General features: G+C 55.0%; 11 protein-coding genes and 1 pseudogene. 1 reads left to right on the top strand and 11 read right to left on the bottom strand.

The annotated features are described in order from the left end of the window. Window positions 1–156: 156 nt before the first annotated feature. The 10 genes and pseudogenes from MNU25_RS06335 to MNU25_RS06290 form a co-directional block, all read right to left on the bottom strand. Window positions 157–990: a carbohydrate ABC transporter permease gene (locus MNU25_RS06335; protein ID WP_240984298.1), complete on the bottom strand. Its 834-nt coding sequence runs from the start codon at window positions 988–990 to the stop codon at window positions 157–159. Continuing rightward, window positions 987–1,922, bottom strand: a complete 936-nt coding sequence (locus MNU25_RS06330) for a carbohydrate ABC transporter permease (protein ID WP_240984297.1) — start codon at window positions 1,920–1,922, stop codon at window positions 987–989. Before MNU25_RS06330 ends, MNU25_RS06335 begins: the two co-directional genes overlap by 4 nt. An 86-nt stretch (window positions 1,923–2,008) precedes the next feature. Further along, window positions 2,009–2,764 carry a glycerophosphodiester phosphodiesterase family protein gene (locus MNU25_RS06325; RefSeq protein WP_240984296.1) on the bottom strand — a complete coding sequence of 252 codons (756 nt, stop codon included), beginning with the start codon at window positions 2,762–2,764 and terminating at the stop codon, window positions 2,009–2,011. A gap of 170 nt (window positions 2,765–2,934) precedes the next feature. Further along, complete coding sequence (locus MNU25_RS06320; protein ID WP_240986750.1) at window positions 2,935–4,518, bottom strand: Na/Pi cotransporter family protein; 1,584 nt, start codon at window positions 4,516–4,518, stop codon at window positions 2,935–2,937. A gap of 639 nt (window positions 4,519–5,157) precedes the next feature. Further along, window positions 5,158–5,378: pseudogene (locus MNU25_RS06315) on the bottom strand (recombinase family protein); the annotation flags it as partial. A gap of 1 nt (window position 5,379) precedes the next feature. Continuing rightward, a complete protein-coding gene (locus MNU25_RS06310) occupies window positions 5,380–6,798 on the bottom strand; it encodes an anaerobic glycerol-3-phosphate dehydrogenase subunit C (RefSeq protein WP_240984295.1) in 1,419 nt (472 codons plus the stop codon). 187 nt (window positions 6,799–6,985) lie between these two features. Next, entirely contained in the window at window positions 6,986–8,173 is a 1,188-nt protein-coding gene (gene glpB / locus MNU25_RS06305) for an anaerobic glycerol-3-phosphate dehydrogenase subunit GlpB (protein ID WP_240984294.1), read from the bottom strand. Between the two features lie 151 nt (window positions 8,174–8,324). Further along, window positions 8,325–9,974 (bottom strand): anaerobic glycerol-3-phosphate dehydrogenase subunit GlpA, encoded by a 1,650-nt coding sequence (gene glpA, locus MNU25_RS06300; RefSeq protein ID WP_240984293.1) that lies wholly within the window; start codon window positions 9,972–9,974, stop codon window positions 8,325–8,327. A 219-nt stretch (window positions 9,975–10,193) separates the two neighbouring features. After that, on the bottom strand, window positions 10,194–10,775 hold the full coding sequence (locus MNU25_RS06295; RefSeq protein WP_240984292.1) for a glycerol-3-phosphate responsive antiterminator: 582 nt from the start codon (window positions 10,773–10,775) through the stop codon (window positions 10,194–10,196). 439 nt (window positions 10,776–11,214) lie between these two features. After that, complete coding sequence (locus tag MNU25_RS06290) at window positions 11,215–11,895, bottom strand: type II toxin-antitoxin system RelE/ParE family toxin (RefSeq protein ID WP_240984291.1); 681 nt, start codon at window positions 11,893–11,895, stop codon at window positions 11,215–11,217. Window positions 11,896–12,363: 468 nt separating this feature from the next. On the opposite strand from MNU25_RS06290, the gene tsaA reads away from it, so the two are divergent. Then, on the top strand, window positions 12,364–13,116 hold the full coding sequence (gene tsaA / locus MNU25_RS06285; protein WP_306425093.1) for a tRNA (N6-threonylcarbamoyladenosine(37)-N6)-methyltransferase TrmO: 753 nt from the start codon (window positions 12,364–12,366) through the stop codon (window positions 13,114–13,116). 121 nt (window positions 13,117–13,237) lie between these two features. Here the strand turns inward: tsaA and MNU25_RS06280 are convergent, their stop codons facing one another. Beyond that, window positions 13,238–13,744: a DoxX family protein gene (locus MNU25_RS06280; protein WP_240984290.1), complete on the bottom strand. Its 507-nt coding sequence runs from the start codon at window positions 13,742–13,744 to the stop codon at window positions 13,238–13,240. Window positions 13,745–13,759 lie beyond the last annotated feature (15 nt).

Here is a 13,759-nt window from a genome sequence, read left to right as displayed (position 1 = left end):
GGCACAATTCTCTCCAACGTACCTGTTCAGCCGCGTGCGCTTCCGACCGATTGTCCGGCCGGTTCCCGGTCGCTTTAACCCTCCCGCCGGGAAATGCGGACCGCACGGCGTCACCGCCCGTGCCGGCCCGTTTTCTTGGGGGCGTCCCCTCCTTCTTCAGCCTTTGACCGCTCCGGATGTTAAACCCTTGACCAGTTGCTTTTGACCGAGGACAAGGGTGAGCAGCGAAGGCAACAAGATAATAACCACTCCGGCCATGACCACATTCCAAGTCGTGGCATCCTGGAATTGCAACATGCCAATTCCGATTTGCACGGTGCGCATACTGGTGGAATTTGTGATCAAAAGAGGCCAGAGATATTGGTTCCACGTATTAATGAAAGCATAAACCCCGAGTGTGCCCAGGGCCGGCCTGGCCATAGGCAGCGCGATCGACCAGAGAAAGCGCAGCCGTCCGCAGCCGTCGATGCGGGCCGCGTCGAATAAGTCATGCGGCAAGGTCAAAAAAAACTGGCGCAAGAGAAACGTCCCGAAAGCCGTGGCCATGAAGGGAACCGTTAAGCCCTGGTAGGTGTTGATCCAGTGCCAGGAGCGGATGGTCAAGTAGTTCGGGATCAAGGTGGATTCCCCCGGAATCATCATCGTCGATAAGAAGACCAGAAAAATGATCTTCTTAAAAGGAAACTCCATAAAAGCGAAAGCATAGGCAGCTAAGCTAGCTGTGACCAATTGAGCCAGCGTGACAATCACCGAAACGATGAAGCTGTTCAGCATAAACCGCCCCAAAGGGGCTTCGGATACCGCGCTCACAAAGTTCTTGAGCTGGAAATGCTGGGGAATGATGTGCGGAGGATAGGCCGCGGCTTCCCCGCCGCTCATCAGACTTAAACCCAACGCGTAGAGGATGGGAAAAACGATCATCAGAGCCCCCAGAGTTAAAAGGGCGTACTGAACAACTTTCGCGGCACGTGTGCGACTTGCGGCGTTCACTGGTAATGCACCTTCCTCTCAACCACCCCGAATTGCACAAGGGTTAAAACCAAGATGATCACAAAGAGGACGACGGCCTGGGCGCTGGCCGGGCCAAAGCGGGAGTTAAAGAAAGCTTCCCGATAAATAGAGTAGACGATGACGTTGGTGGAATGGTCCGGACCACCCAGCGTCAAAATGTTAAACTGGCCGAAGGATTGAAACGCCGCAATGGTATCCACCACCAGGAGAAAAAACAACGTGGGTGAAAGCAAGGGGACGGTGATATGGCGAAACTGTTTCCAGCGCCCAGCCCCGTCGATGCGCGCGCTCTCGAAAATCTCCTCCGGCAGGCTTTGTAACCCGCCCATCAAAACGATAAAATTAAAACCCACTCCCATCCAAACAGTCATAAGCGCCAGAGAGGGCAAAGCGCTCCGGGTCGTCACTAACCAGCCAATCTTGGGCAAACCCACGAGATGAAGCCAATAGTTTAACATACCACTGTCCGCGGGAGAAAACAGCAACATCCAGATCGTCGCCGCCGAAGCCACCGAAACCCCGATGGTTAAAGAATACAGGGTACGGTATACACCAATACCGCGCAGTTTGACATTCGCCAGCACTGCCAAGAGCAAAGAAGCCAAGATCGTTCCGGGCACCGTGTAGAGTACAAACAGAAAACTGACAAGGACACTATTGCGGAAAGCGCCGCTCCCTAACAAACTAAGATAAGCCTGAACCCCCTTCCAAACTACGGGATCTCCGCTGGGATTGGTCAGGTAAAAGCTCAAGTATACCGTCTTAACCATGGGGTAAAAGACGAAAATCAGAAAAAGAATTAAAGACGGCCCCAGGTATAGAAGAGCATGCGCCAACTCTTTCGCGCCTTTGGCTTTAACCCCGGATTTTGACCGAGATCCGGGGGTAGGCTTGGGTTTTTCTCTAGCCACCGCTCGGCTTCTCCTTTCTCAAGCTTTCTTCGGCCACTTCGCGTGCTGCCGTGAAAAACTCCCGCGAATTACCGGCAACCGGGTTTTCAGCGGTCCTCATCTCGCCGCGATAACGTGTCGTCGGCATGGTTTACGGCCGCCGGCAGCTTAAAACGCTCCGGATAATTCGTAATCACACAATCCACCCCGGCCGCGGCCATTTTCTCCATCACCCAAGGCTCGTCCACCGTCCAAACATTGACGCCGATGCCCCTGGCGTGGCTTTCCTGGACAAGTTCCGGATCCACGAAGGCAAAATGCGGGTGAAGGTGCCCGGCGCCGATTTTCTCGGCATAGAGCCAGGGCCGCAGCGGACCGGATGCGTAAAGCAAACCCGTTGCCGCCTGGGGGTATTTCCGGATCACTTCCGCTGCCACCCGATGGTCAAAGGAAGATAAAACACTCCGGGGCAAAACCCGGTACTTGGCCAAGAGTTCCACCACTTTGTCAACGATTCCGGGATACTCTACCAAAGGACTGCTCTTTACCTCAACGTTAAGAAGCAGATCCTTCCCCTCCAGCAGACCGAGCAGCTCGCTCAGCCTGGGAATCTCGGCCCGCCGGCCAAAACGCACCCCGAAATTTAACGCTTTCAGTTCTTTCAAGGTAAAATCCTTCAGCCAGCCCACCCCGTCGCTGGTCCGATCCACGCGTTCATCATGGCAAATAACCACTTCTCCGTCGCGGCTGAGCTGCACATCAAACTCAAAACCGTCCACTCCGTACTCCAGGCCCTTCTCAAAAGCCGGGAGGGTATTTTCCGGGGCGCTGCCGGCAGCCCCCCTGTGCCCTAACACTTTCACAAGCCTGCCCTCCGTTTTCAACATCCTCATCTCAAGCCACGGGCTCTGTTATCATAACACCTCCGTGTCAAACTGCCGTAAAATAAACGTAAAGCCACCGTAAAGCAGTCGTAAAATCCTTTGAAAAGCGGGATCCCTGTTGTCTTCTCCGGTCGGAAAGCAACCCCCGGTCATGCAATCCCCATCACCACTTGCGCGATGTTGACCACATGCTCGTCGACACTATAGAGATGGTTCATCAGATCGACCTTGGCATAGCGCATTTTTTCCTCCCGCCGAATGTCTTCGGCCGTCGTTTCCGCGCAGGGGACTTCCGCCAGGGCCGTAAAACTAAGCGACCGCTGCAGCCGGACGATCTCCGGGTGTTGGCGAATCACCCCGGCCGCTAATTCTTCATCTCCCCTTTCCATCGCATCCAAAGCGGACGAGAAATTCCTCGAAATCTTATGATATAATTCTCGCAAGACCTCCCGATCTCCTTGTGTCAAATCCATATTTTGCGCGCGCACCTTTTGTATGACCACGGCCGCGTAGTCAAGTTCATCCCCCACATACTCCAACTCTTTCAAGATAAACTGGGCATTAATGTTTTCCTCCATCTGTTCGTCAGTCAGTTGTTTCTTCGACAAGGCGATCAGAAACCGTGAAATATGGTGATGATACCAATCCACCTTCTTTTCCGTCTCCAAGATCCGGCGGAGACTTTCTTCCCCCACTTCCAGGACGCCTCTCGGCACCTGCAGCATCATTTGTTCCCAAATCATTCTGCCCAAACTCCAAATTTCTTGGAGAGTCTGGGTCAGGGCTACGGCCGGAACCTCCAGGGAAGATTCGTCTATGTATTTTAGCTTGAGAAGGGGCTCGGGCTGAACCCGACCCGGCAGTAAGCGCTTCAAGCCCCGGGCAATGAGCGAATTGAAGGGCAGGAAGACGACGACCATGAAGAGAGCAAAAAACAAGTGGGCGTTAGCCACCTGGCGCTCAAGGTTGCCCGTGCTCCACTGCACCAACTTGGCCATTTGCGGCAGGAAGGGATACACCAGCGCCGCGGCCACGACCTTGTACCCCGTGTTGGCCCAGGCCGCCCGTTTGGCATCTGTCTTCCGAGCGGTAAAGCTCGATAACAATGTGGTAACCGTTCCCCCAATGTGCGTGCCTAAGACCAACGGCACGACGGCCGCCAGACCGAGTAAGTGCTGACCCGCCAGCGACATCATGATGGCAAAGACAGCCGTGCTGTTCTGGATAACCACTGTCAAAGCCAAACCGACCAGAATGCCTAAGATCGGGCTGTGACCCAGACCGGACAGGAATGAATAAAGCTCCGGGATGTTTTTAAGGGGGGCCGAAGCTCCGGCCATATCACTCCTACCCACGAAGATAATCCCAAAGCCGATCAAAGCTTGACCCAGATGTTTCCAAGCACCCTGGCCTATCCTGTGAAGAAGGAAACCCAGAAAAATGGCTCCCAGAGCCACATCCAGCATTTGAAAAGCAATAAGCTGGATAGTGAGAGAAGTTCCGACCGCCGAACCCAACACAATGCCCAAAGCCTGAGTAAGATTCATCAAACCCGAGTTAACAAACTCCACCACCAAGACCGTTGTGGCCGCACTGCTTTGAAAAGCCACAGTCATCACCATACCGAATAAGGCAGCCAGCAAAGTCCGCTTGGTCATGGAAGTGAGGATCGCTTGGAGACGGTGAGCCGCGAACTTTTGCAAACCCTCAGACGTGCTCTCCACCCCGTACATGAACAACCCAAGACCTCCCAAGAACATGAAAACCGCACCGAACGTCCTTATCTTCCATCAACTCCTTTGGCCCCTCCCCTGTCGGGCCTTGGCGCCTTCAAAAAATAAAAGAACCGCAAATACTGAACTGTTTAAGTTTAAACAGTCGGATTCGCGGCTTCTCTCAAACTCTAGCCCCAACTATCATATTGTGGGTGAACTATCGGATTTGCAACTATCAGATTGGTGTATCTAACTACCGGATTGCTTGTACATTAACTGCAATATCGGACTGGCGGTAGCTTATCTGCCTAATTGGACCTGTGGTCCGTCCCGATTTCCCCCGCCTCGGTTTATATGAGCCTTTATTTTATTAATGTTACCATAACTGTCTGTATATTTCAATACCTCCGACAACACTCGGTCATAAGATCTCCCGTACCTCAACCCCGACCGAAAGCACCCAGAATGGTGTCCCGTTGTGTTGTACGGTTCAAGTCTGGCTGGAGCTCTATAATGCCCAAGGTACGGCCAAATTTGACACTATCCGCTTAAGCCCCGGCAGGCTGGCCACGACCGCTGCTTATGATGCCAATAACAACTATGTGACAAGCACCACTGACCCACTGGGACAGACCACGAGTTATCAAAACGATCCGTACGGTCAGCAATCCCCATGCGCGTATTCTGGGAGAGGGTGTTGGACTCCTCCTGGGCCAGGCTTGCCAAAATGGAGAGCAAATGTTCCCCCTTGCTGTCAAGGGTATTCACACCCTCTTTTTCAAAGGACACGGCAGTCCCTTTTTCCTTAAGCGCTCGCACATAGTGCAACGTGTCCAGGGTATTGCGGGCAAACGGCTGATGGATTTCGTGATCACCAGGTCAAGTCCCGCCTCCCAATCCGTAAGCCTGAGCCAATATCCACACCGGGTGAAGTGACCGCGCTCCCGAACCCTGTGCGATCTGCACTTGACACCCGCCGCATTCCGTGATCACGGCCTTAAACTTTCCTTCCCGCATCCCCTGCCGTACGCGTTGAAACAGGGCATGGCCAATCTGAAGGGACAGTTCATATTTCTCGGCCTTAAAACCAAAACTCCCTGAGAGACCACAGCAGCCCGCGTCCAGTTCCTCCGCTTTTACTCCGGGGATAAGCCGCAGGATGCGGAGAGAAGGCGTTCCGATGCCCTGAGCCTTTAAATGGCAAGGGGCATGATAGGCCAGTGGAACTCTCACCTCCAGAAAATCCTCTTTCAACTCGCCGCGCTCGTGCAACAGCCAAAGGAACTCGAATAGGTCATAGGTCTGAGCCCCGATCCGTTTGGCCGCGGGAACCCGAATCCTCGGATAATCCTCTTTCAAAGCCAAACCGCAGCTCGTGCAGGAGGTAATGATCGGAATCCCCCGCTCCAAATAGGGCTCCATCAAAGCCAAATTGCGCCTGGCATTGCCCTCCGCCTCCCGGAAGCGCCCATTGGCCGTGAGCGGCACCCCACAACAATGGAAGCCGGGCACTATCACTTCGAACCCATTGTGCTCCAAAACCCTAATGACCGCCAGACCGGTCGCTTCGTCGTTATAGTTGACGAAACAACCCGGAAAATAGACAACTTGTTTGCTCGCAGATCCGTTCCCCGCACTTGGGTCGCCCGCGGCTCCTCTCCCCATACTTGAGCTTCCTGTCCCCTCTACACTCTTGCCACCGTTTTGGCCCGATTCGCTCGTCAACTCGGCAGCGGATCCCTTCTCGAGTCGAAAGCGTTTTTTGTATTTCGGCAGAGGGGCCTCGGCGCTGATCCCCAGGGCTTTTTGCAAAAGCCGGCGTGTCAGTTTCGTGGCCAGCACCGTGTTGGTGAATTCAGGCCAAACCGTGCCCAGGCGCCCCAGATACTCAGCCCGTCCCAGAACGTGATCCCTTATTCTCAACCGGCTTTTAGCGCTTTCCGCTTGGGCGCTTCCCTGCTGCCGGCGTGCCCGCAGAATCATGTCCGTAATGCGCACACCGGACGGACATACCACTTCACAGGTCTTACAGTTTGTACAATACGCCAAACACCCCGGATCAAGAGCCACTCCTTCAAGGCGCAGGCGTTCCGCATCCGGGCCAAGATTCTTGGGACCGGGAAAAGGCGCATAGGCCCTCGCCACTGGGCAGTGGGCCGTGCAAATGCCGCACTTGACACAGGCGTCCAAGCCGGCCGGGTCCCCACACTCCTGACGATGTGAATCATCCCCACCGGGTTCAGCTGCCGGTTTGGGCCCCGGGCCGCCTTCTTCCCCCCACTGAGTTTGCGTGTACATCCTGTCTCAAGTTCCTTTCCGATTTTCATATATCTTTCCATATGAATATCTTTTCATATATCGTCTCTGGGAAATATTGATTTGGATTTCGTAAACTTTCTTACCATCCTGTGGCATCCTTCGACCGCATTAGTTGTGTAAATCGCGGGCCCAAAGAGTGCCGCCGCGGAAGCGGCAGCCGTTCCGGCTACAGGAGTTCCCCCGCCAGGAGACCGGAGGACAGGGAAACCCCGCCGCCGCAATGTTCAAGCCACGGATCCCAGTGGGCCAGAATACGGCCGGCCGCGAAGACATTCTCCAACAAGACCTCTCCGGTCGCCGGATCACAGGGGCGAAGGTGTCGGTCAACTTCGATACCCGCTCGGGCATAGGGCTGCTCACCCAAGAAATCTTTCCCTCCCCGGAGCGGAGGGACGTGGAGCGGTAAGCCGAAAACCGTTTCTCTGACATCATCCGGGGTGGCGACCAGTCCCCGCCCCAGGAAACCTCCTGTGGCCAAAACGAACGTTTCGGCCGTCAGAGCCGTTTCTTTGCCCTTACTTCGGACAATCGCCCGCCGGGCCCGTGCGGATTCAACTTCAACCCGCTCCACACCCACCCCGATCAGCAGCTCTCCCCCCAGGGCTTTTACCCTTCGCGTCAGACTTTCATAAAGTGCCAGTCCGATTGCCGAAGGGGGAAAGGAGGTCATGCCGACAACGGGAAGGGATATCCCGGCTAAAACCTCATCCACCTCGGGGCAGCCGATCGCCGGTAAGCCCGGAAAAACGATGGCTTCCGAGTCCGCCTCCCCGGCAATCTCGCAGATATGGCGTTTTAAGGCTGTGTTCCCTCTTTCGGTACCCCAAAATTCGGCGTAAACCGTGCCGGGAATGGATTTACCGGCGGCTCGCCAATCCGCAAACTCCTCAACCGACAGCTTCTTCAGCCTAACATTGCCGGACGGAAACTCTTTTTGAAGATTGGCTTTTACGATTTCCGGAAAAAAGTCCTTCAGCCCTCCCGGTACGGCCACGACGATCTTGTTCGCTTTAAAGAGGGGAGATGCATCCAACCGCCGCGGCAGAAGTTCCGTTTCCCGCAGCGTACCCAGAGGGGTTAAAACGCTCCCCCGCCGCCCCCAGGTCCCGGTATAGGCCGGGTTGAGTTGCAAGAAATAAGAAAAAGCCCTCTCCGCCATTTCGCCGACATAAGCGTAGGGGTGTTTTTCCAGCCGCCGCAGTTCCCGCACTCGGCCGAAATCCAGGACTCCCCCCGCGAAAGCCAGGCTTCCCACCCCTTCCGAGACAATCAGGATTTTTTTCCCCCGTTCGAGCGCCCTGATTCCGGCGATGAGCCCTGCCAGTCCGCCGCCGATGACCAATCCATCCCACATAGTGCCCCTCCGTCCGGTTTACCCCGAATTCCTAAATTCTCTCCAAATTCCCTGACCCTTGCCGACCGCGCGAAATCAAGATGTAACAATAAGTCCCGTCTGAACCAAAACCCGTCCCGGTCTCCAAACATTTGACCGGGTGGATTAGACTCTACCCGGCTGCCCCACCTTCCCGTAAATCTAAAAGCCCCGCATAAATCGCCCGAGTCAACTCCGTCTCGCGCAATTGGTCACCCCAGAGGACCGGACGAATACCCTTCCAACGCTGGTTTAGAAAACGAATCAACTCCCCGCTCAACGGATCGTATTTTTCTCCTTCGCGCCACATGAGAGGGAGGGCCCGGTAGGTACAGAATGCCCCTTGGCAAGTCCCCATCCCTAACCGGGTCTTGCGCCGCACGTCCGCCAGATGGTGTGCATCCTCATCGGCCACGGTCTTTTCAACCTCGGCCACTGTCACCATTTCGCATTCACAAAGAAGCTGACCCTTATCCGGATCGCGGGCGATAGTCTCCAAGACCGCTGCCGCGTCCCGCCCCAGTCTTTGCAGCGTCTTTTCCGCGGCCGCACAGGGCAGAAGGGCCCTGGCCCGCCGCCTCAAGTGGGCCGGAAGTTCGGGCTGCAGAGGTTCGGCTGCCGTACGGCAGGGGACGTCGTTCGCGAGCTTGGCCGCCACCCAATCGGAGGCTTTTTCCGCCATCAAACGATAGGTCGTAAATTTTCCGCCAACGATACTGAGAAATCCCTTGATTCCTTCCTCCGCTTCATGGTCGATCAAGGCAAAAGTCCGGCTGACCGCACGCCCCCTTCCTTCTTCCACCCTTCCCCCTTCAGACCCCTCCGCCCATTCGCTGTCGCTCCGGTGCAGCGGCCTGACTCCGGCAAAAGCGCGGATCACCCTTTTCTCGGCGATTCCCGGGAGGAGTGCCTTACCCAGAGTCATCATTCGCTCCACCTCCCGGTCGCTGGGTTGATTATCCGAAGGAGTATCAACCCACTCAGATGTGGTCCCAAGAATCGTTATGGTTTCGTGAGGTACGAAAATATCCCCGTCTCCGGGAGGGCGCAGACGGTTGATCACGCGCTGAAAGAGTCTGTGGTTGAAAGCCAGAAGTATTCCCTTATCGCGCACTACTTCCAAGGAAGCGCCCGCCGAAGCCGCCAGCCGATCGGCCCAGGCTCCGGTCGCATTCACAACCATTCCGGCCTCAACCGTGAAACTTTCCCCTGTGAGAAGATTTTCTCCCCGAACTCCGGCCACTCCCTCCCCTTCGCGCAGAATCGCCTCCACCCTGTGGTAAGTCAGATAGCGTCCTCCGCAGCGGCGGGCGGACTTCGCGTTCTCCCAGACCAGTTTAAAGCCGTCCACCGCGGCGTCCGGCACTTCAAACACGCGCAGGGCTTCTTTCGCCAACAGAGGTTCCCTTTTCAGGGCTTCCTCCAGGGGAACTTCGTGCACCGGAATCCCCGTTCTCTCACACCCCTTGAGCCAGGCTTGTGCGTAGTCAACCTCATCCCCCGGTAATTGGACAAACCATCCTCCCGTAGCTGCCACACATTCGGGTGCGATCTGCTTGAGGATGTTATTTTCCCGAATGCATTCGGCCGCCGAAACCGGATCTTTGACCGCATAACGGGCCCCGCTGTGCAAAAGGCCGTGGAACCGTGAACTGGTACCGTGCGCCAAGTCCCCCTGCTCCACCAGGATGGAAGATATGCCTCTCAGGCTCAGGTCCCGCAATATACCGACACCTGTCGCCCCCCCGCCGATGATAACCACTTGCGCCGAATAACGCACCATGTCTTCTTCCCCGCCCTTACCAAACAAATAGCCACCGCAGAAACCGTCCCTCAGACGCTTTCTCCGGTGGCTTCTCCCGCTCTCTCAGCCAAGCTTTCATCAAATTTTATCCGTCTTGACTTTTCCGGCACCCAACTTTACCGGGTCGGCATGACCCTGCTTATCTACTGAGTCCACAGCACTTTTTCTGGTCAATGTTATTTTACGCCTCATTAGCTTTTACGTCAAATGCAGGTTCCAAATATCCCGGCGACTGGCCGTCACGGCCGTGAGCCCATTTAAGAGAGCCAGACGGACATCCGCCTCATCCCGCAAGAGCCCGCCTCCGAGGATACTGAGGTCAGTCGCCTGGCGAAATTGTTCAATCGCAAATTTCGGCACTGTGGCAGGAAGGACTTCGAGGGCATCCGGGGTGACTTTGCTTATCACCCGCAATCCGGTGTGTATGGCTTCCGAATCCACCAGAAACAGCCGCTGCACGGTAAGCATGTGCTGTTCTTTGGCATACTTCAGCAGCTGCCACTTTACCGAGACCACACCTTGCAATCCCAAGTGTTTGAGAAAACGAATCCCTGCCGCGTCCTTGCCGATACCCTCCAGCAAATCCAGATGAACAAAAATAAATTTCTCGGGATGCTTCCGCGACATGCGCAAAGCCTCATCCAGGCCGCCGATTTCCCCGCCGAGAAGAAAGATCACGGATACCCAGGGGATCTTGAGGACTTCCGCTAAATCCTGCAAATGTTTCACTGCGGGAACAATCCGACTATCCGCCAAAACCCCCTTGAAAGTCCTGTGCACTGTCCTTGCCCCCCGTCACCGCCTGCTTCTGTCGCCATAGGCATTATAGCATGGGCTTGGCAGCATAGCCAGATGTTTGTATAGCCGCCCGGATCTCAGGGCCTCCTACTCTTCTCAATGGCTTCTATAGCCATCTGCACACCTCCTGCGGATTATGCTATGCTCTCACTATTCTTGGCAAAATAAGATGTGTGCATCTCTCTTCCAGTGCGTAAGAAAAGGAAGCCCTTTCGATAGGGCCTCCCTACTGTGACGCTATACCACCGTTGACACGATACCTTTGGCACGATACCCTTGTGGCCATCGAGAAGAACAGCCGGCTTTGAACAAGAAGCTACCCGGGAACCCGTGCCGCTGCGTTCGGTCGACAAAACATTCACACCCGACACCTGACGTGACACCTATTCCGGTTTAGGGAGCCGGAGTCTCGCCGTCTGCTTTAATGCTGCGCCATTCGGGCCAGGGTTTTCAATTGTTCATACAGTTTGGACCGTTTCCCGATATTCAGCACGGTCACCAAATTCTCTCCCCCGAAGACGGTATAAATCACCCGATAATCATCCCGTCCCCGGTCCGGAAAAGCTACCCGGTATGTCTCATAATAAGGTCCTCTCAGGCGTTTGAACACGGTCGGGTCCCATTCCAAACTTTCGAGCACGGCGGCGACCGCTTTCAATGTTTGCGCCGAAAGTCCCCGCATCTCCCGCTCGACTCTGGCCGTCATCATCACCTGATAGGCGCCGTTCTCCTCCTCCGCCACTGCGAATCGCCGCAATTCCGGGGATTCCCGCCAAGGCACTGTTTGCCTGTGCCTTTGGGCGCGGTGCCCTTCTTGAGCCAGGCGATCCATGCTGTGACTCAGCTGGATCTTCTGTTCTAGAATCCGGTTTTTCAACACGTCACCCGCACACCCGTCACAACGCAAATCCTGCAAAATCAGATCTTCAAAAAAGTCCACCAACGGGCCCACTGAGTGGCCTTCCGCCCGCACCAGGAGGACTCCCTGGGTATCAACCCTCAGTTCCAAGGTATCGTTTGGAACTAAGCCAAGCACGTCCTGCAGTTCCAACGGCAAAGCAACCTCTCCGGTCGTACCGACTTTCACTCTATAGGTTTCCATGGAAAGCCCTCCTTTCTCTTGCTTCTATTATATGATAGGAGAGGGAAAGAGCAAGGCAGTTGAACGAGCCGATTCTACCGTTTGCCCTCCAATTCCAACCTATGAGATTTTTATGCGCGCATGTTCCGGCAAGAGCCATAACCCTCGCCTGCCCTGGTTTGGCGAAATCATCCAAATCGCTTTAGAATGACCTGCGCAACAGGCCCCCGTCCTCTACGGGATGTTCCATTCGCCCGCTATGCGCTCGCTCATCCATACGTTCAGCAAATGGACAATAGCATGATTTACTTCGCTTGCGGAATGACACAAATAGGGTTAACATACTGATAAAGGAGCGTTAACCTACCGGTAAAGCGCTGCTAGCCTTTGCAGAAGAAACCGCGTGCGAAACCGTACCTTGACCGGAGACAAGGTCAACATCCGGTCAGAGCGCAATACACACAGGCACCTTACAAGGAGGAAAATGACATGGGATTTGAACTTCACCCTATCGGCACCATTCATACCCCGTATTTCTCTTTAAACGCGCCCCCTCAGCCTAACAAAAACGCCTCCGGGGAATTCTGGCTTTCTTTGGATGAGGAATATGTGCCGGCCCTGGAACGTTTAGAATCCTACACCCACATCTACGTGCTTTTTTACATGGATAAAGCCGCAAAACCGAACTTAACAGCGGATCCTCCCTGGGCACCCGGAGTCGAAGTCGGTCTCTTCGCCAGCCGTTCACCCCACCGCCCTAACCCCATCGGCTTAAGCATAGTGGAGGTAAAAGAAATCAGCGGCAATGAAATCGTCATCAGCGGCATCGATGTTTTCAACGGCACTCCCTTGTTGGACATCAAACCCTATATCCATGCTTTGGATTGCAAAGAAGACGCCAACGACGGCTGGCTTGACGACCTGGCGGACAAAGACCATTTGTTAGCCCATCTTTTGGGTTTGGAGCATGAACATTCCCATGACCACGAACATCCCCACGATCACGCACATCCTCATGATCACGATCATCCTCACGATCATCCTCATGATCACGAACACCCCAACGATCACGCACATCCCCACGATCACGGACATCCTCATGACCACGAACATCCTCAGACGCAGCGCGGGCTACAGGCGCCGGTCGCCCGCCGGCCCAACTTGGCCGGTCACACTGATGCCACTCATAAACTCAAGCTTAAAACACCTTCCCAGCCTCCCGCCCGCGATCGTGACCGCTAGACCGCTGTACTCGGCTCCACTGCCGCGCCGGCTGCCAAGCTTCAACGACACTGGTCAGGCGCTGATCCCCTTGCCGCCAAAGTGTTGACGACAGAGCATGAAAATGAAATCTCCGACGTCATCACGCTTTATTTAACCTGAACTTTTTCCAGCGGGGAATGAATATCCTATCTACACCCCAGTAATAAGCGGCGGAGCCTGCCCACAAGAGGAGTGCTGCCCACAGCAAATCCATTGGATTCGTGCTGACCGTGCCGGCCAGCAGGTAATTGAGGTTGAGAAAGACAGCCAGCAATAGGGCTATTGTTGTTAGGAAGCCGATAATCAGGGCAATCCCGATTAGGAGTTCTCCCCAAGCGACCAAGTAACTGAATGCAGTCGCATTCGGCAAAGCAACGCCGTTGATAAAACTGGCATACCACCGTTGAACATCCGGGTGAGCCCCCGTGGATTTGACCAGGGCCGCCTTGAGGAACTTGCTCACCGCACTCCCGGCCTGGGGACCGACCCAAGCCGCAGAACCCGGCCCAAAGACTTTAGACAGCCCCGAAGATAACCATTCCCATCCGAGATACACCCTCAGAATCGTCCAAACGACCTGCAGCCAACGTGATTCCCGCCAAGCCATGGTATTTCCTCCTTT

The sequence above is a fragment of the Acididesulfobacillus acetoxydans genome, from assembly GCF_902729405.1.
Taxonomy (GTDB): domain Bacteria; phylum Bacillota; class Desulfitobacteriia; order Desulfitobacteriales; family Desulfitobacteriaceae; genus Acididesulfobacillus; species Acididesulfobacillus acetoxydans.
Note: the sequence above shows the minus strand (reverse complement) of the source record. Positions and strands in the feature narration are given on the sequence as shown.